The sequence below is a fragment of the Pedobacter gandavensis genome, from assembly GCF_014172405.1.
GTDB lineage: Bacteria > Bacteroidota > Bacteroidia > Sphingobacteriales > Sphingobacteriaceae > Pedobacter > Pedobacter gandavensis.
In genome coordinates, this window is sequence record NZ_WNXC01000009.1 from 140,065 (window position 1) to 159,799 (window position 19,735).

Sequence of the window (19,735 nt, forward strand, 5' to 3'; positions counted from 1 at the left end):
GTAGAAATTTTATAGTGGTTCAAAGCAGGAAAACAATATATCTTTGGCCTTCAAAATAAACGATAATGCTTTTTAAAAATTCTGCCAGTTTTATAGTCCTAATGGGGTGTACCCTGACTATGAATGCGCAAACCATCAGTTCCTCTAAAGCTTTAGCTGATACAACGAGAAAATTAAACGAAGTCATGGTGCAGGAAAACCGACTTCAACTTCCATTCTCGAAACAAAATAGAAATATCTGGATCATTGACCGCGAAAAGATCAAGAGTTTACCCGCAAGATCAATTTCTGAACTACTGAGCTATGTTTCTGGCGTAGATGTTCGTCAGCGAGGCCCAGGTGGTAGTCAAGCCGACATTAGTATTGATGGTGGTACTTTTGATGAAACGCTGGTCCTACTTAACGGGGTTAAAGTTTCTGATCCACAAACTGGCCACAACATGATGAATCTACCCATTTCCATGGATGATATCGATCATATTGAGGTGCTTCGCGGTTCCGCATCCAGAGTTTATGGCATCAATGCCCTGACTGGTGCAATCAATATTGTAACTCGTAAAGTCCAGAAAACCGGAGTTTCTGCCAATGTATTTGCAGGAAGCAGTTTCAAACAGAAAGAAGGAGACGGAGGTATTTATGTGAATTCCGGCCAATATGCAAGTGGAACACTCGCTTTAAAAACATCCAGTCATTTGCTTTCCGTTGGGCAGGAAAGTGGAAATGGTTACCGTTACAATACCGCTTTCAACAACCAAAAACTGTATTACCAGGGGAAAATCAACATCGGAAAATCAGATCAACTGGACATCATGACCGGTTATATCTATAATAAATTTGGTGCGAATGGTTTTTATGCCGCACCCGGCGATATAAATTCGGAAGAAACCGTGAAAACAGCCTTGGCTTCTGTTGCTTATACGACAAAAATCACGGAAAACTGGACGATGATTCCAAGAATCAGTTACAGAAACAATGTGGATGATTACCTGTATAACAAACAAAAGGTTGGTTCAAAGCCAAATCACCATGCCACCAATGTAATTGATGCTGAACTAAATAACACCATTCAAACTTCAATAGGAACATTTGGCCTGGGACTGGAAGGCAGAACCGAATACATTAAAAGCAGCAGTCTTGGGAAAAGAAACCGCAGCAATACCGGTTTTTTCGGAGAGTATAAATTTGAACCTATCAAAAAATTATCCGTCAATATTGGTGCTTATACCAATTACAATACCGATTATGGTTGGCAGGCCTTCCCTGGCCTGGACCTTGGCTACGACATTTACAACAATTGGCGCATATATGGAAATCTAGGAACCGGACAACGACTACCCACTTATACGGACTTGTATTATCAAGGAGCTGGCAATGTTGGCAATGATCAGTTACGTCCCGAAAAATCAAAATATGCAGAAGCCGGAATCAAATTCAACAATGCACATTTCTCCGGAAATGCAAGCTATTTTACGCGCAGAATTGATCAGTTTATTGATTGGGTAAAAGCGGAAATCACTGATCCTTGGCAACCTCAAAACTACAGTCAAGTGAATACCAATGGCTTAACTTTAAGTGGAGATTATCGCTGGACTAATCCTTCCAACACAGGTATCATCAATGGTTTGAGAATTGGTGCCGCTTATACCTATCTGGATCCAAAACTTAAAACCACACTTGCCAATGCAAACTTCTCCAGATATGCATTGAGAAGCTTAAAAAATCAATTAAGTGGAACTCTAAACACCACTTTCTGCAAGGTGATGGATTTAACCCTGGCTGCCCGTTATCAGGACCGCATCAGCTATAAAGATTACACCGTAATTGATGCAAAACTAGCCTACAAACAGCCTCATTATAGCATTTATGTAAATGCTGCCAATATATTTAATGCGCAATTTATTGAAGCAGAAGCCATCCCAATGCCTGGGACCTGGTATACTTTAGGCTTTAAGCTGAATTATTAACCTTTTGCTGAGGCACGGCACGGATGATGTCCACGATTCCTTCTTTATGAATGATGTACATCCCCAAACGTTCTTCGGAGACACCCTCTTTTAGCCGGTATGTAAATACCGGCTTTTCTCCTTCAAAAAAGGTATCTAAATGTTTAAACGAGATGTAATCTAGTTTTTTTAATGGAATAGCGAGTTCAACAAGATGGGTAGAGATAAAAAACACAGAATTACGAATGTTTGCAAGTTCAGAAATGATGAGCAATGAAGCATCGTATGCATCTTTCACATTTGTTCCTCTAAATAGTTCATCAAAGATGACGAACATCCTATCGTTTTCCAAAAGCGCAGTTGCCGCTTCCTTTACCCGCCTAACTTCGCTGTAATAATGACTGAGACCTGCTCCGATGTGATCAGGAAGGTTAATCGTGGTCAATAATCCATTAAAAATCACAGTTTTCATCTCGATTGCGGGCACAGGAAAGCCTAAATGGGATAAATAAATGGCCAATCCCAGCGACTTTAACAAGGATGATTTACCAGCCATATTTGATCCGGTTAGAAAAACCATATTTCCCTCTTGATTCAAAAAAATATCATTTTTAACTGGCTGATCAATTGAAGGGTGAAAGAAGCCTAGCAATTCTACCTCCAGCTCCTCCTTTTCTGAATACTCCGGAAAACAAAATTGCCTGGTTCTAGCTACAGTAGCAATCGTTTCAAAGGCATCCAACTCATAAACCAATTGTACCAAACTCAGGAGCTCCTCCTTATCCTTGCCACGAAAACTATGGTCCAGTTTACTGACCTGATAGAATTTCATTTTTTTCTCCTGGTAACTCATGGCTGTTTTTAAGCTGTCCAGATTTAAGATGCGCGCTATTTCTTCCAGCTTATTTTTCAAATATTCAGGAAGCTGCATCGAATCTTGTTCGGCAATAAAACGCGAAAGATATTTCAAGAGGCCAATCAAAAACTCTAATCCTTTAGTGACAATGTAATAATCGTTGGTCGTTTTTTTTCCTATGAAATCCACCAAGGAGTCCAACATATTATTTCTCGAGAGCACTTTTCTAAATTTCAGATAATAGCCAATCAGGTCCAATTGTTCACTTTTGATTGCTAAGGATAACTTATGGTCATGAAAGTATTTAATGGCATGCTTACGCCCATTCAATAGTTCAATGTCTGAAGAAGGCTGCTCCATCATTTCTTGAATTTTCTCCTTCCCACCTAATGTTCTTGTAGCCTTAAACAAGCTGAAAATAGCCTCAGCACCTGTTGCATCCGCAAATACATTCAGATCCTTATAAGTTTGACGATCCATCTTAAAATTAGTTCTCATCGCATCAGCATCATTTAATAATCAGTGATTACCCTATTTACCTTTCATAAAACCTATCCTTAATCCAAAGCTTGAACTTTTCATGGATTCTCTTTCAATATAACAACAATGTTTAGTATTGATATCTTATCTTCGTTATTAGATTCTGACTAAGAACAATTTTTCAAAAAACAACGCAATCAAAAGATGGAAAAAAAGTCTGCCTGGGCCAAGTTATCCTGGCCAATAAAAGCAATCCTTGTTATTATTTTTATAATAGGAGTAGGTTATTGGAGTTACAAAAGTGGCCGACTCGACGCGGAGGCCAACATACTCAATACCAAAACCATAGCAAGCACCGAGGGTAAAAACAATATCGGATCTACCACGCCCATTACGCCTGCCGTTAAAGACCACCGTACTTTTAATTATAAGCCAGAAAAACCTGTTAACGGCGAATATAAAGGTGTCATAGAAGTTGGTGCTTCTGGATTCAATTCCTTCATTGTTAATGTAGACCAAAAAAAACGCTGGGAGATTATTTCCAAAGACTTCGGAAAATCATTCGTTTATGAAGGTATGGCCAGTGCGGCAGACATCAGAATGGGATTAAAAGACTATATCGGAGGGATGCTAGACAAGGGCCTAAAATCTAAAAACATTCACTTTGTGATCAGCTCAGGAGCCCAAAAAGAACCAAAAACAGCGCTCATCACTTCCGAACTTAAAAAGATGGGCTTTGTGGTGAATCTGGTAACCCCGGAAGAAGAAGGGAAATTAGCCTTAAAATGTGTGTTACCCGAAACTTATGCCGACAGCTCATTTGTAGTGGACATTGGCTCTGGAAATACTAAAATCTGTTGGGTTGATAAATCCGTTAAATTTGAAGAAGCGCCAGGCTCAAAATATTATGAGAAAGACATGAAAGACCAGGATGTCTATGACCTGGTAAAGCATGCTGCTGAAAAAATACCTGCTGCCAGACGAAAAATATGCTTTATCATCGGCGGAGTACCTTTCGAATTAGCCAACCAAGGACGTAAAGGTCAAGAAAGGTATACCGTTTTAAAAGATCCTACTAAATATAAAACGGATAAAATCAAGATAAAAAGTGGTGTAAACATCTATCAGGGTATTAAAGACGCTACCGATTGCCATACTTTTGTGTTCGACTGGGATTCTAATTTTACCATTGGATTTCTGTTATCCATTTAAGTTCAGTGCTAAAAAGAGGTTCCAATTAAGAACAATTTCCAGGGCTTTGCTAAGGCAAAGCCCTTAAACCTTTCCCCTATAATAGGCTCCACGCGGTACAAATATTAGCCGTGAATGGCTTCCTTATTGCCATAACTCTGAATCAGTTCTCCTTCAAATTCTAACCACTCTTTCCATCTGGCATCCACATCTACATCAATCGTGTATTTACGGGCAAAATTTAAAAAGGTGGTGTAATGTCCAGCTTCAGATACCATCAGGTCATGGTAAAACTTCGCAAGTTCGGGATCTTTGATATTCTGCGACAATACGCGGAATCGCTCACAGCTTCTGGCTTCAATCATTGCGGCGAATAAAAGACGGTCAATAAAAGCATTATTTCTACTGCCATCTCTACGGCTAAATTTCACCAATCGACCAACATAATCATCTTTCCGTTCTCTACCCAAAGTATAACCACGTTTATTGATGATTTCGATCACCATTTGAAAATGTTGCATCTCCTCAATAGCAATGGCCGTTAGTTCTTCCACTAAATCCATATGCTCCGAATTATTTGTGATCAAGGTAATTGCATTTGTTGCGGCTTTTTGTTCGCACCAGGCATGATCCGTTAATATCTCTTCTAAATTTGATTCTGCAATATTAGCCCAACGTGGGTCTGTCAATAATTTTAATCCAAGCATGAGGGTATAAATAAAATTCTCCGCCTCAAAATTAGGAATAATCATAGGCTTTGCATTAAAAACATCTATTTTGCGATAATTTTAAAGAAATGACTGAAAAGAAAATATTGATCATCGGTTTAGTATGGCCAGAGCCTGGCTCTTCCGCAGCGGGTACAAGAATGCTTCAATTGATTGATTTCTTTATTTCTGAAGGTGATCAGGTGATTTTCGCTTGCGCGGCTTCCAAAACAGAATATAGCTTTGACTTAGTACAAAAAGGCGTAATTGAGCAGGAAATTGAATTAAATGACGACGGTTTCAATGTTTTTCTTCAGGAGATCTCTCCGGATACGGTTCTTTTCGACCGATTTGTGATGGAAGAGCAATACGGTTGGAGGGTGCAACAGGAATGCCCGGATGCACTAAGAGTCCTAGACACGGAAGACCTGCATTGTTTGCGCCATGCAAGGCAAATGTCAATTAAAACCGGGCAACCCTTTCAAACCAGTGATTTGTTTACTGATATGGCGAAAAGAGAAATCGCTTCCATCCTTCGCTGCGACCTCTCATTGATCATTTCTGAAGTGGAAATGAAAATCTTAAAGGAAACCTTTCGTTTGGACACCTCCTTACTCTACTATCTGCCATTTTTAGAAGAAATTCCGGAGGAGGCAGACCTTAAACAATGGTCCTCTTTTGAAGAAAGAGCAGGTTTCGTATTTATAGGCAATTACTTACATGAGCCCAATTGGCATACCCTTCAAACTTTAAAAACTACCATATGGCCAGTACTCCGAAAAAAATTACCCGGTGTGTACTTGCATATTTATGGAGCCTATAGCAGTCAGAAGGTAATGCAACTCCATAATGAAAAAGAAAAATTTATGGTCCATGGCCGTGCAACAGATGCCAAAGCAGCCATATCTAAGCACAAAGTACTCCTCGCACCAATCCAGTTTGGAGCAGGATTAAAAGGTAAATTCATTGATGCCATGCTAACCGGCACACCGAATGTGACCAGTAGTATCGGTGCAGAGGGTATGAGCGGAGGCCTTAATTGGAATGGCATCATCGCTGATGATCCTGAGCTTTTCATCGCATCAGCGGTATCTTTATATCAAATGAAGGATCAGTGGCTGCAAGCACAGCAAAACGGCCTCCTTCTCCTTCATGCCAGATACAACAAACAATCTTTTCTAGCTGATTTTGGAATTGCATTGAAAAACTTAAGCCAAGACTTGAAAAGTCATCGACAACGTAATTTCTTTGGTCAAATCCTACAGTACCACAATGCCAACAGCACAAAATACATGTCCTTATGGATCACAGAGAAAAAACGTCATCGCCCTTAAAAATTATAAGTTTATTTAATAGGAAGCTCAAAAAACATCGTAGTTCCCTTACCATATTCGCTTTCTGCCCAGATTACTCCATGGTGGCTTTTCACAATTTCGGAACATAAGTACAATCCGATTCCAAAGCCAGAGATGTTTTTAGTATCCGCACTTTCAAAGCGTTGAAACCGGGTAAAAAGATAAGGAAGATCAGTTTCTCTGATCCCCATGCCCCGATCTGTCACAGAAATTTGCGCCCTGGCATCTTTTCTACGACAATCCAGTCTAATATCTCTGTTATGCAATGAATATTTGGCTGCATTACTCAACAAATTTGTCAATACCTGGCCAATTTTATCCCGATCGCCAGTCAGCCATAATTCTTCAGTTCCACTAAAGGTGATCACATGCGGATCTACAATGGCTTTAACCTCCTCAATTACCTCCAGAATTAATGTATTAAACTCAAATGCTGATTTTTCGATCATAATGCCGCCAGCTTCCAACCTCGAAATATTCAAAAAACTATTGATCATACTGACCATTTTATTTACCTGAGTTTCTGCTTTTTCCAAAGTTTCAGCGGTCAGGTGATCTATCTGATTTCTTCCCTGTCTTTTCATCAACTGAACATAAGCTTTCAGTGAGGTCAAGGGCGTTTTTAACTCATGACTAACCATGGCAATGAAATCATTTTTCAACTGTTCCTCTCTTTTTTGTCGCGTATTATCCAGTACAGTGCCAATAAATCTACCTGGCATTCCTTGTTCATTGAAAAACAACTTACCCTTTGCCCTTACCCATCTCATTTGCTGATTAATGGTGCTCACGGTACGAAATTCCACGTCATAGTCTCCATTTTTCAAAGGCCTTTTAAACGCATTCCTCATCAGTTTAACCAACCTGTTCTTATCTTCTTCATGGAGGGCATCCATAAATTCCTGCGCTTGATCGTAGACATCTCCTCCTCCTATTCCAAAGATTTCCTTGCATCGGAGGTCGCATTTCAACACCCCATGCTCTACATCCATATCAAAAACGCCCAGATCAGCAGCTTCAATAGCCAATCGGCTTCTCTGCTGTTCCTGCAACAAATCCGCTTTACCTTTTACCTGTTCTGTGACTTCAGCGGCCATAATAATAACCCCACAAATACAGTCTGAGCTGTCTCTAAGCGGATGATACATCATATTAAAATAGGCTTCCTGTAAGGAACCATCACGTGCCAGTAACATTTTGATGTCCTCATTATAATGGGAACGGCCGCTGCAATAAGTCTGACTAATCAGGCTAAGTACCTCTAGTTTGATCGAGGGCGGCAATACATCCGACATCCGTTTCCCAATAATTTCCATGGATTTCCCCCAGATTTCCAACATCAGGGTATTGGCCAGTTCTACTTTTAAATCCCTTCCTTTAAGCATGGCAATTGCCACTGGAGCATGGGCAAAAAACTCACGAAGGTGTTTGTTTGTCCAGTCTTCCACCTCGATTTCAATTCTTTCTTTCTTGACCAGCTCGTAGGTAGAAGTAACATCCACATTGGTATGTACAATATAGGCCACATTCCCCTGATCATCCAACACTGGGAAATTTGTCACCATCCAGTATTTCACCTCAAACTGATCTGTTCCACGAATTGGAATATCATATTTCAGGATATTCAATACATGTTGCTGCTTTGTTTCCATCACAGTGAGCAGGCTATTGTAAAACACCGCTGTATTTTTAGAGGCAGCATCATTTGGGTTTTGTGGGAAGGCAGTCAATATGGGACGTCCCAGTAAATCTTTGAGCGTGGTGGAGGTTACTTTCAGATAAGCATCATTGGCTTCTATTATGGTAAAGTACGGCGGATCCGGCTTCAATACTAAAATTGGAGGTCCCGCTTTATAAAAAGCATCGAGGTTAATATTCGGTTTCAATGGAACTTGAGGTAAGAGTAGATGTAAATGTCCTCAAAAGTATTAAAACCTACGGTATCGCCGGGAAAAGGTTTGTTTCAGATTAGAATGTGCAACCAAAAAACGTCAATTCTAGCGTTTGGAGACCTTTTCAAGAAATGCCACAGAACGATGGAGTGCTAATTTCCCTGCTTCAGTATCCAGATTAAACTGGTACTCATGGGGCAATGGAGGCTGATGATCAGCGCTAAAAAAAAGAGAATCTACCAGAACGCCCAGTCCATTTAATTTCCTCGCCATAGCCAAAGACTGCGTCAATAAAGGGTCTGCATTTCCAACGGATATAAAAGTTGGGGGAAAGTCTTTGGTAACATAGTTGATAACTGATGCTGTTTTAAAAGCAGGTGTATTCAGGTCTTTTTGCCCACTATAAGCCCATAGTATCGTTTTTAAAAAAGCACTAAAATCCCCTGACATATCTACTAAGGCCGTATCATAAGGCCCACAATACAGCATAACTCCAGACAATGTTTCCCGAGGGATTGCCGGTTCAATTTTCATCAATGCAGCATACTGACTATTGTAAATGATATTTGCCGATTGAGCAGCAATGTGTGCTCCTCCTGAATCTCCGGCGAGAATAAAACGGTTGGTATCGATGTGAAAACGTTTGGCATGCTCCATCAGGTATTGAAGCGCTCTTTGTGTTTGTTGAAGTGGTAATGGGTAATTTCCCTCAGGAGCTAAGGTATAATCTATGGCTACCACACTATATCCCTGCGCGGCTAGAATTTTGCAGTAGCCAGCCATCTGGTCTTTACTGCCTGCCACCCATCCCCCACCATGAATCCAAACAATTACAGGAAGAACCTGCGAGGTTCCACTCAATGAAGAAGGGTAATAAACATCTAGCTTAGCCGACTTATCCTGAGGGATATATTGTTGATCCAAAATTTCTGAAAGCCCATTTGGAACCTGTTTTTCCAGATGCTCATTCACTTTTATACCTTCCTTATTGAAAGCATACCTAATGAGCATGGCATATGGCCAGGGACTAACTTTGAAAGCAATAAAAATCGCTAAGATCAAAAAAACAAGAATACTTCCGATTTGAATAAGTGTTTTTTTGAATCTCATTGGGCCGGGTTATACCATCTAAGATGATATTTAAATATACAGAATAATATATTACTGCCCTTTACCTTGTTTTTGTTTCCTTCTATTGACCAATAAATAACAGATATATAGCAAAAGAATCCATGCTGGAATCAACTCCACCGACAACTTCATTCCTGTAATCCACATGATTACTAAAATACCCAACAAAAAGATCAGACAGATATAATTGGATAATGGATAAATAAATGACGGGAATTTAGTTTTCACTTGTGCAGCATCCTTCGCTTTCCTGAATTTCAAATGGGTGATACTGATCATCAGCCAATTGATAATCAACGAAGATACCACCAGAGACATGAGGATTTCTAAGGCCTTCTCCGGGATCAGTTTATTGATGATGATACAAATAGCGGCGAAAAGACTAGATACCAGGATTGCCTTAATCGGCACATGGTTTTTGTTAAGTTTAGACAAGAAAGCCGGTGCATTTCCTTGTTCGGCCAGGCCGAAAAGCATTCTGCTATTGCTGTATACGCAACTATTGTATACGGATAATGCCGCAGTGAGCACAATGAGGTTCAACACATTGGCAATGATGCTGGTAAAGTATATCGTTTTCCCAAAAGCATGAATCTCAAAGCCTTTCAAGCTTTCAAATACCATAACAAAAGGGCTACTGTCTGTAGTAATATTTTTCCATGGCGACAAAGAAAACAGAATAACCAAGGCACCCACATAGAAAATCAAAATGCGGTAAATCACCTGATTGGTTGCTTTAGGAATGGTTTTCTCTGGATTTTCTGCTTCTGCAGCAGTAATTCCAATCAATTCCAATCCACCGAAAGAGAACATGATTAAAGCTATCGCAGCAAACAATCCTTGAAAGCCACCTTTACCATCTGCACTAAACCAGCCTTTGGCAAAGAAACCACCATCATTCCATAGATTTTGTACACTGGCCTGTTCGCCCCCCGTACCACTGATTAGTAAATAAGCGCCAAAAGCGATCATGGCAATGATCGCAACCACTTTTATGATAGAAAACCAAAATTCCACCTCTCCGTAAACTTTTACAGAAGTGAGGTTTAGGGCATTAATCACGATGAAAAAGAAAAGACTGGAAGTCCAAAGGGGAATCTCTGGCCACCAGAAATGCACGTATATCCCTATCGCTGTCAATTCAGACATGCTAACCAGAATGTACAATGCCCAATAATTCCAACCGGAAGCAAAGCCTGCGAAGGAACCCCAATACTTAAAAGCAAAGTGGCTGAAACTTCCTGAAACAGGCTCCTCTACAACCATCTCGCCCAGTTGACGCATGATAAAGAAGGCGATAATCCCTGCCAGGGCATAACCTAAAATTACGGAAGGGCCTGCTAAAACCGCAGCAGAACCGATACCTAGAAATAAACCGGTTCCGATAGCACCGCCAAGAGCGATGAGTTGGATATGTCTGTTTTGTAAACCCCTTTGAAGCTTCTGCTCCTCAGGTTTTTCTTCTACTTTCTTCAATCTTTATGGTATTGCGCTAATGATAAATGAATATAAGTTGCACAAAAGTGTGAACTTATATTCATTTGAACGATTAAAAGCCCAAAAAATTTACCTTTACTGGGTAAATAGCTTTTGATCAGCTGTTATTGCCGGAACGGCAAGAAAGGAAATACTATTTTTTTGTGAATTTCATTGCTGGAACATCACCCATCATTAAGGTTAAGGTGTTCCCCTCTACGGTGTATGCATCTACTTTTTTAAGCATTTCCAGGAATCTCATTTCACCTTCACCTTCGCAATGTCTCATCGTCATTGGAGATGCTGATAAATCAACTTTAAATTTGCTGCCTTTTACAGCCAATTTAGCACCAAAAACATTACAACTTGTATTTCCGCCTAATTCAGTCGCTGTCGCATTGATGTTAATGCTCGGTTTTGTTTCTGGATATAAACCATTGAAGGCAATTCTTACCCCCGTAATGTAATTTAACTCCCAATTGCCGCTCAATTTTGCTGCTGCAGCATTTTCTTGTGTGTTTTGTTGACCTTTATTCATCATTTTACAAGATGTTAAAGCAGATAAAGAGATCAAAATAGCGAAGATTGCTTTTTTCATAATTTGTGTTTTTTAAGTAGAGAACCTAATTTCCATTAAGTACCAACGCTTTACACAGCCTTGTTCAGGATTTTCCAGACCAGGCGATAAAACGTGTTATACTTTACCTGCAAAAATAAGCAAAGATCCGGCCATTTAAGGGTTGAGATCGTAGATTTTGCGATCCGCTGTCCCCTCCTGCTAAGAAAAAACAATTACTTGCTCAGGTTATGTTGCAGGTAATCTGCTATTTCAGCAGCTCCCAAATCCTGTCCAATAATTTCTCCCTTTTGGTTCAGCAGGTAATTTTTTGGGAAAGCCGTGATCGATAACTTCGCGCTCTCCAGTCCGTCTTTATCCCAGAAATGTGGCCAGGCGATTTCATACTTCCTAATGGCGGCTAACCAATCGGCCTTATCTTTTTCTTTATCTACAGAAATACCGATGATTTCAAATCCTTTATGCTGGTATTTTTTACGTACCTCAATTAAGCCCGGAAAAGTTTCGATGCAAGGGCTACAACCACTGTACCAGAAATCAATTAAAGTATATTGGTTTTTTGAAATATGGGCAGCACTGAAATTTATCCCCTTATTATTCTTCACATTTAGTATTGGAAACGACTTACCAGTTCCCAGGACTTTTGCTGAATGTATTTTTTCGCCAAGAACTTTTCCCGCATAAGTATCCCTAAGGCGATCAGAAAACTTAGGGTAGATAGATTCAAAAATATCCTGGTAACCAAAGCTCATCAAATTTATTAAACTCCAGAATGAGATATAGGAATTTGGATTTTGTATTACATAGGCTAATAAAAGCTCGTCATTCTTCCGATACTGCTCATGCATTTCCTTTTCCATCTCTAATTTAATCGCGGCTGGTAATCCGTCCTTATGAATGGCCAATAACTTATTATATTTCTCGTCAACTAAAGCCAACTCCTGACTGAATTCTTTGCGGAAGTTTTTGATATTCGCATACTCTTTCATAGCCTGATTATCTATCTCAGGCATCTTCCTATTGGAATCAATATTAATATTAACCCACTGATTACCGGGTTCTAGTAAAAAAGGTTCTGATCTGTACTTATTTTCCCATTGAAGATAAAATGATTCGGGGTAAGGCAGCTCCCCTTTGATCCAGAACTTGCCATTGATTATTTTAGCTGTTTGTTCCCTGTTTTTGCCAGGATAATATTCAGCAGGGGTACTGAAAACCAAATTTATGGCACCTGTATCCAGATTAATTTTCCCATTCAATTCAAATGGAATCATTTTAGGCTGCTGAGCATAAACACTTAAGTTAAAAAAACACACAGCGGCAATCATTGATAACTTACGCATACCTTAAATACATCAGATTAATATAATACACTCAAGGTATTACATTAATCTGATGTACAATAAAATTTAACACCAAATACTAAAAATTTAACATTTAAATCAAATCAACAAACACCCGCTCAATTTTCAAATCAGGGAGCCTGAACAGCAAATTCAGTTTCGTTAAGGTAAATCAAAGCCAAACTTTTTATAAATGGCATTTGCTTCTGCGCCTACCAGGAAGTCCATGAAATCTTTTGCGGCTTCCGGATGCGGTGCATTTTTAAGCTGACCGGCAATATATTGAGAGCGGATATTTTCTGTGTCCGGAACTTCAATCATCTCTACTGGGTGCCCCAGCATCTTTTGATAGTAAACTTCGGTGTACCAAACCGGAGCAGCATCGCTCTGATTATAAAGAATACGCATTGGCGATTGTCGGTGGTGGATTTGAGTCAGGTAAGTACTTTTGTCTTTTACTTTACTTTTCATGATCGTTTCTTTTAATTCCGTTCCCCCTGCTTTGACATAAGCTTCTTCAATTCTCTTTCCGATTCCTTCAAAGTCAGGATTAGGCATCGCAACTCTTAAATCTTTCCGACCCAGGTCTTTTAAACCTTTCAGCTTTTTAGGATTTCCTTTTTGCACCATGATCGCCAATCTATTCTTAGCGTAAACCTGTGTTTTACTAAACCATTCGGGTGTTTGTTCGATTCTGCTTTTTCCAGCGGTATAAACATCCGGTTTCAGGGTGATCCGCATATTGCCAATCACAATACTACCTTCGGCAATTTGTTTGGCCAAGATACCTGGAGGAAGTGTTTCCGCAAATACCCGCTGGTATTGCGGGTGTTTCTTCTTAAATGCAGCAAGAAGTTCATCAATCACCATAAACTGATTTCCTGCGAAGAACACGACCAACTGAGGATCATTGATGTCGCCAAAAAGATCTGGTACATTGTCAATTCCAGGAACTGTAAACTGAACTTTACTTTCTGGTGGCGTATTCCAGGGTGGATCAAACCGATGTTCCTGGGCATAAGCTCCGAAAGAAAGGGAAAAAAGGGCAATTGCCGTACAAGTTAGCTGATTTATAATTTTCATATTTTATGAGATGATTGATCTTAAATAGTTGACAAACATTAGCTACTTCAAATCGCTTTTACTTTCCATTTCTTTAAGTGCCAAAACGATTGGCGTAAAAGGCCCGTATTTATGCTGCTGTTCTGAGAATTTATCCAAATAAGGACCATAAGGAGCATCGATTGGTTTTACACTTCGATCCGGATAATCTTGTGCTTGTTCTTTATGAGGTCTAGGTTGAGTGTTGACAAATGCGGCTACATCCCAACACTCCTCATCTGTCAATTGTGCATCTGGGTAACGCACGCCAAAGGGCATGTTATTCTTCACAAAACCAGCGAAATTGTTCAGCCTATACATCCCTGCGCCATCATTGTAACTATGCGCTCCCCATAATGGCGGATAAACATAAGCTTGCTGATCTTCTGCTTTAATGCCTTCGCCATGCTGTCCATGGCAACTTTGACATTTATTCTGGTAAACCAACAGTCCTTTTTGTGGGTCTGCGGCTCTGTCCATATATTTTAGCTTTTCAGTTCCAGAACCGAATGCGGCTTTTCCTTTCTCTTGTTCAGATCCTAACCATTTCATATAAGCAAGCATGGCCTGCACTTCTTTTCCTGACAGCTCAGGAACTTTTCCATTTAAGCTTCGTTGAAAGCAATCGGCAATACGTTCGGTGGCATCCGCCATTTTTCCAGAGCGTGCACTCTTTTTTGGGTAACTGGCAAAAAATACGGAATAGTTATTACCAAAAGTTTTCGTTCCGGCTTCTAAATGACAATTCTGACAATTCATACCATTGCTAATCCTGGCTACTGAGCCATTTGGCCCCAAATATTTAGCGGTGTTCTTGATGAGTTCCCGCCCATAGCGGATCATATTGCCATACTCATTGTCAGGAATTGTGCTTTCTTCCGGTGCTTTCCAGGCATCGGTAGGAATAAGATTTACTTTTTCAACAGCCTTTGCGTTTTCGGCCGCCACAGCAGCTGTATTTGCCGACTTTAGCTGTCCGGAGCTATCCTTCCAGAAGTAGACACTCATTCCGATTAAACTGCATAAAATAAACAATAGTGCCACTAAAACGATGGATTTCGCTGTATAGATCAGGGTTCTTTCGGTCTCGTTTGGTTTAGGTTCTTCGTTCACAATAGCTAATTTGGTACTCAAATGTGGCATTAATTTCCATGATCACAAAAACACCTCTAGTTATAACTCATAACTAAAAGTAATACACATAGGTATATTACTCTAAAACATTGCCTTACACAGAGATTTATTTTCCAGCACTTATCTGCGCAAATCAAAATATGTATTAAGGTTTTATTATCCTAATTTTGCGCCCAAAGAACGGATTATGGAATCAAGCGAATTAAGAATAGGGAATTACACATTAGATCATGGTCACCCGGAACAAATACCATATGGATCTGATATTGATTCGGCTGGATTAATGGAGCCTATTAAGTTAACGGCAGACTGGCTCATTAAATTTGGATTTGAGAAATTCGTTTTTGAATATGAAGAAGGCCCTGAAATCACTTATGTGCTGGAAAAGAAAAACGGACATCAGTTTGTGTTGAGTGATGAATTCCAACCGATGGACGGAGAAATTGCTATGTTAGACTATAAACTAAAGTATGTACACCAACTACAAAATCTTTTTTTCTGCCTGACGGCTGAAGAATTGGTCTTAAAATCTTAATATTACGATAAGCAAACTTCCAATGAAATCATTTCAATCTATATTCAGAACCTTCTTATTTTCGGGTATCACTTTGTTTGTATTGTCTTGCAGTCCTTCAAAAAGCCCATATGAAAAATGGACGGAACGTGCAAAAACCGACATGAGGTTATTGCCTAAATATAGCGGTGTGGTCAAATCGGAACAGTATATAGAAATAGACAATCGGTTTATCGAGGCGGTAACCAAACAATTTGGCACCAAGGAACGTGCCTCCTATGTACACTCCAGATGGGGTATGGATTATGCACGTAAAGGAGACCTCAAAACAGCGATGAACCGATTAAATCAGGCCTGGTTGCTTGATCAAAAAAACCCGGAAGCCTACCATGGCTTTGGATATGTACTGGCACAATTGGGAGCTTTCAAAGAAGCTGTCGGCCAATATAATGAAGCATTGGCACTAGCTCCCAACGATGAGCAAATGAAAATTGAGCGCGAAGCCATCCAGAAAAAGCTTTAAACTCAGCGAAAGTCCCAACAAACCACTTTTCTAACATTACCGGCTCTCCCCTTTCCCTCCCCTAACCATCTCCATTTACGATTGTTTGTACGATTTATCCTTACAGATAAGCAGGTACCACTTTATTATGTTAGCTTTAGAAAATATCACAGAAAAGCTATTTCTTTCCTTACCCAATACCCCATTCTTTTCTTATTCCCTTTTTATTTTCAACTAATACCCTTTTACTAAGGACATGAAAAAAAACGATTCCGATGAATTGATCAGAGAACGTCATGCTACTGAGCTGATCAATGCCATTGAAGAGCTGGCTTTCCAAAATGAAGAAAAAGAACAACGTGCAGCAGAGTTAGCGATTGCAAATAAGGAACTTGCTTTTCAAAACGAAGAAAAAGAAAACCGTGCAGCAGAACTAGCGATTGCAAACAAGGAGCTCATATTCCAAAATGAAGAAAAAGAAAAAAGAGCAGCAGAACTCGCGATTGCCAACAAGGAACTTGCTTTTCAAAATGAAGAGAAAGAAAACCGGGCAGCAGAACTGATCATCGCCAATAAAGAACTTGCTTTTCAAAACAAAGAGAAAGAAAAAAGAGCCGAAGAACTAAGCATTGCAAATAGAGAGCTTAAAAATGCAGAAGATGACATTCGTAAACTGAATGATGAATTGGAGCAAAAAGTAATTGAACGTACCGCACAATTAGAGTCCGTTAATAAAGAATTAGAGTCTTTCTCCTATTCTGTATCTCACGATTTACGCGCGCCAATCCGTGCCATCAATGGTTACACAAAAATTATTGTAGAGGATTACGGAGAATCACTGGATGCCGACGGAATAAAAATCCTGCAATCCATCATTAACAATTCCAAAAAGATGGGCGAATTGATTGATGACTTACTGGCCTTCTCCAAACTCGGAAGAAAACAGGTTACGGTCTCAGAAATCGACATGAACGACCTGGTAAACACCGTTAAAAATGAATTCATATTCGAAGAAACTGAAAACATCCCTGAATTTATTATAGAAGACCTTCCAAAAGCAAAAGGCGACAAGTCATTGATTAAACAGGTCTGGATCAATCTGATTTCCAATGGCATAAAATACTCGCGTTACAAAGAGAAAACAAAGATTGAGATTGGTGCTTACCAGGAAGACCAACACATTGTATATTATGTTAAGGACGGCGGTGCCGGATTTGACATGGAATATTATGATAAGCTTTTCGGAGTTTTTCAGCGGTTACATTCACAGGAAGAATTTGAAGGTACCGGAATCGGCCTGGCAATTGTCCACCGGATTGTCCAAAGACATCAGGGAAAAGTTTGGGCCGAATCAAAATTAGACGAAGGGTCTTGCTTTTATTTTAGCTTACTCAGCGTAAACCATTAACATAAAAAAAATGAGCTACCATAACATTGAAATTTTATTTGTGGAAGACAGCGCCGATGATGCTGCACTTACCATCCGTGCACTTAAAAAGGGTGGCGTTACCAATAAGCTACAGCATGTGATCAACGGTGCTCAAGCGCTTGACTTTCTATATTGCAAAGGAGATTTCGCTTCCAGAAGTGATCAGGAATTCCCAAAACTGATCCTTTTAGATTTAAAAATGCCGAAGATTTCAGGTGTTCAGGTATTGGAAAAGATTAAATCTGATCCTAATCTTAAATCTATTCCAGTGGTCATGCTGACTTCCTCCAATGAAGGTCCGGATATAGAAAAATGTTTTGCATTGGGCGCGAATAGCTATATCGTAAAACCGGTAGACAGTGATAACTTTTTCAAAGCGGTAAAAGAAATCGGCATCTACTGGTTGGCCTTGAATCAGCCGGCACATTAACATCAGGTTCTTCATTAAGCGCTCCACTTTATAACTACGTCGTACAAATAATGGCCACAAATCTTAGAATACTCATTGTTGAGGACAATGAAAGTGATGCAGATCTTCTTCAAAGGGAATTAAGGAAATCTGAATTGAGTTTTATAGCAAAAGTTGTACAAACTCGCTCAACATTTGAGAAAGCGCTCGAGAATTTCAATCCGGATCTGATCCTATCTGATTATTCACTTCCTTCTTTTGATGCAGAAAGTGCTTTCCATATCAAACAAGAGCTTCAACCAGACATTCCCTTTATCATTGTGTCTGGTATCATTGGGGAAGAGAATGCCGTTAAGCTCATTAAGGCGGGTGTAACTGATTATGTCTCTAAAAACAAGCTTTTCACTTTATCCACAAAAATCAACAGGGCTTTAAACGATACCCTGATCAGGAAGGAAAAATTGCTGGCAGATGAAAAACTAAAGACCATCAATGAAGAGCTTTCTATACTCAATCAAGAACTGGAAAACCGCGTCCTCAACCGGACCAAGGCCTTGGCAGAGAGTGAAAGTCGTTTCCGAAGCATGATGGAAACCATTCCACAACTAGCCTGGACTAATACAGTAACTGGGGAGGTTGTTTTTTACAACCAACGTTGGTATGAATATACTGGCCTGGAAGGCGAAAAGAACAGCTTGTTCGGGTCTAAAACCGTGATTCATGCGGAAGATCATGATGCCGGTTTTGAGCAATTCCAAGAGATTATCAAACACAATGAGGGTGGTGAATTTCAAATCCGTATCAAGCGGGTGGATGAACTATACCGATGGCATTTAATTCGTCTGATGCCCGTTAAAAATCAATTGGGGCAATTGGAGCTTTGGGTAGGTACCGCAACAGATATCCAGGAACTAAGATTACTGCAACAACAGAAAGATGATTTCATCATCATTGCCAGTCATGAGCTTAAAACGCCTATCACTAGTCTAAAAGCATCTTTACAACTTTTAGATCGGATAAAAGACAATCCACCAAGTACCGGTATACTGTCGAAACTTGTCATACAAGCCAATAAAAGCTTAGGCAAGCTGAACGCATTAATTGAAGACTTGTTAAATTCCAGCAAAGCGAACCAGGGACAGCTTCACATCAGTCAGCAGAATTTTGTTTTGTCCAGCATCATTAAGGATTGTTACCATGACCTGACAGCCGATGGCATTTATTCCATTGAAACGGAAGGTGACCTGGAAATCGCTGTTTATGCAGATGCTATTCGGATTGAGCAAATTGTGGTCAATTTTCTAAATAATGCGATAAAATATGCAGCTCAATCCAAAGAGATCCTAATCCGGATTGAAAAATTAGAGGATATGGCAAAAGTTTCGGTTATTGACCAAGGACCTGGAATACAACCAGAGAAATTGCGCTATATTTTTGACCGCTACTATCGTGCAGATCATTCTGGAAGCCAATACACCGGCTTAGGCCTCGGTCTTTATATTTGTGCAGAAATTATTAAACAACACAATGGACAAATTGGTGTAGAAAGTACCTTAGATGAAGGCAGTAGTTTTTGGTTCACTTTGCCAATGGCCAATTGATCAAATTCCTTTGATCGCAGATCTAGATGCTGATTACCTGCAGACCTGAAATGGTCTTTTCATTAAATGACGCATCATTAGATATCTAGATATA

General features: G+C 39.8%; 17 protein-coding genes. 8 read left to right on the plus strand and 9 right to left on the minus strand.

Annotated elements, in window-relative coordinates:
- The first annotated feature begins 65 nt into the window (after positions 1-65).
- A complete protein-coding gene (locus GM920_RS20715; protein ID WP_182961072.1) occupies positions 66-1,964 on the plus strand; it encodes a TonB-dependent receptor plug domain-containing protein in 1,899 nt (632 codons plus the stop codon).
- On the opposite strand, the gene GM920_RS20720 is transcribed toward GM920_RS20715, so the two are convergent.
- Positions 1,948-3,297 carry a MutS-related protein gene (locus tag GM920_RS20720; RefSeq protein ID WP_182961074.1) on the minus strand — a complete coding sequence of 450 codons (1,350 nt, stop codon included), beginning with the start codon at positions 3,295-3,297 and terminating at the stop codon, positions 1,948-1,950. The two genes, GM920_RS20715 and GM920_RS20720, sit on opposite strands and share 17 nt — an antisense overlap.
- Positions 3,298-3,483: 186 nt before the next feature.
- Between GM920_RS20720 and GM920_RS20725 the strand changes: the two genes are divergently transcribed.
- Positions 3,484-4,491, plus strand: coding sequence for a hypothetical protein (locus GM920_RS20725; protein ID WP_182961076.1), 1,008 nt, complete (start codon positions 3,484-3,486; stop codon positions 4,489-4,491).
- A gap of 104 nt (positions 4,492-4,595) precedes the next feature.
- On the opposite strand, the gene miaE is transcribed toward GM920_RS20725, so the two are convergent.
- Positions 4,596-5,177 (minus strand): tRNA-(ms[2]io[6]A)-hydroxylase, encoded by a 582-nt coding sequence (gene miaE / locus GM920_RS20730; protein WP_182961256.1) that lies wholly within the window; start codon positions 5,175-5,177, stop codon positions 4,596-4,598.
- An 89-nt stretch (positions 5,178-5,266) separates the two neighbouring features.
- Here miaE and GM920_RS20735 point away from each other — a divergent pair, with 89 nt between their 5' ends.
- On the plus strand, positions 5,267-6,511 hold the full coding sequence (locus tag GM920_RS20735) for a glycosyltransferase (protein ID WP_182961078.1): 1,245 nt from the start codon (positions 5,267-5,269) through the stop codon (positions 6,509-6,511).
- 11 nt (positions 6,512-6,522) lie between these two features.
- On the opposite strand, the gene GM920_RS20740 is transcribed toward GM920_RS20735, so the two are convergent.
- The 7 genes from GM920_RS20740 to GM920_RS20770 form a co-directional block, all read right to left on the minus strand.
- Positions 6,523-8,418 carry an ATP-binding protein gene (locus GM920_RS20740; RefSeq protein ID WP_182961080.1) on the minus strand — a complete coding sequence of 632 codons (1,896 nt, stop codon included), beginning with the start codon at positions 8,416-8,418 and terminating at the stop codon, positions 6,523-6,525.
- A 111-nt stretch (positions 8,419-8,529) separates the two neighbouring features.
- Entirely contained in the window at positions 8,530-9,534 is a 1,005-nt protein-coding gene (locus GM920_RS20745; RefSeq protein WP_182961082.1) for an alpha/beta hydrolase, read from the minus strand.
- 51 nt (positions 9,535-9,585) lie between these two features.
- A complete protein-coding gene (locus tag GM920_RS20750) occupies positions 9,586-11,031 on the minus strand; it encodes an amino acid permease (RefSeq protein ID WP_182961084.1) in 1,446 nt (481 codons plus the stop codon).
- Positions 11,032-11,185: 154 nt separating this feature from the next.
- Positions 11,186-11,629, minus strand: coding sequence for an META domain-containing protein (locus tag GM920_RS20755; protein WP_182961086.1), 444 nt, complete (start codon positions 11,627-11,629; stop codon positions 11,186-11,188).
- Between the two features lie 194 nt (positions 11,630-11,823).
- The gene (locus GM920_RS20760; protein ID WP_182961088.1) at positions 11,824-12,951 is read right to left on the minus strand and encodes a TlpA disulfide reductase family protein; all 1,128 of its coding nucleotides are present in this window, start codon (positions 12,949-12,951) and stop codon (positions 11,824-11,826) included.
- 162 nt (positions 12,952-13,113) lie between these two features.
- A complete protein-coding gene (locus GM920_RS20765) occupies positions 13,114-14,034 on the minus strand; it encodes a molybdate ABC transporter substrate-binding protein (protein WP_182961089.1) in 921 nt (306 codons plus the stop codon).
- 42 nt (positions 14,035-14,076) lie between these two features.
- Positions 14,077-15,186, minus strand: coding sequence for a c-type cytochrome (locus tag GM920_RS20770; RefSeq protein WP_235964602.1), 1,110 nt, complete (start codon positions 15,184-15,186; stop codon positions 14,077-14,079).
- 187 nt (positions 15,187-15,373) lie between these two features.
- Between GM920_RS20770 and GM920_RS20775 the strand changes: the two genes are divergently transcribed.
- The 5 genes from GM920_RS20775 to GM920_RS20795 all read left to right on the plus strand — a co-directional run bounded on the left by GM920_RS20775 (position 15,374) and on the right by GM920_RS20795 (position 19,641).
- Positions 15,374-15,721 (plus strand): hypothetical protein, encoded by a 348-nt coding sequence (locus GM920_RS20775; protein ID WP_182961093.1) that lies wholly within the window; start codon positions 15,374-15,376, stop codon positions 15,719-15,721.
- A 22-nt stretch (positions 15,722-15,743) separates the two neighbouring features.
- Positions 15,744-16,223, plus strand: coding sequence for a tetratricopeptide repeat protein (locus GM920_RS20780; RefSeq protein WP_182961094.1), 480 nt, complete (start codon positions 15,744-15,746; stop codon positions 16,221-16,223).
- A 235-nt stretch (positions 16,224-16,458) separates the two neighbouring features.
- Positions 16,459-17,610 (plus strand): sensor histidine kinase, encoded by a 1,152-nt coding sequence (locus GM920_RS20785; protein WP_182961096.1) that lies wholly within the window; start codon positions 16,459-16,461, stop codon positions 17,608-17,610.
- A gap of 10 nt (positions 17,611-17,620) precedes the next feature.
- Positions 17,621-18,061, plus strand: a complete 441-nt coding sequence (locus GM920_RS20790; protein WP_182961098.1) for a response regulator — start codon at positions 17,621-17,623, stop codon at positions 18,059-18,061.
- 50 nt (positions 18,062-18,111) lie between these two features.
- Positions 18,112-19,641, plus strand: a complete 1,530-nt coding sequence (locus tag GM920_RS20795) for a hybrid sensor histidine kinase/response regulator (RefSeq protein WP_182961100.1) — start codon at positions 18,112-18,114, stop codon at positions 19,639-19,641.
- Positions 19,642-19,735 lie beyond the last annotated feature (94 nt).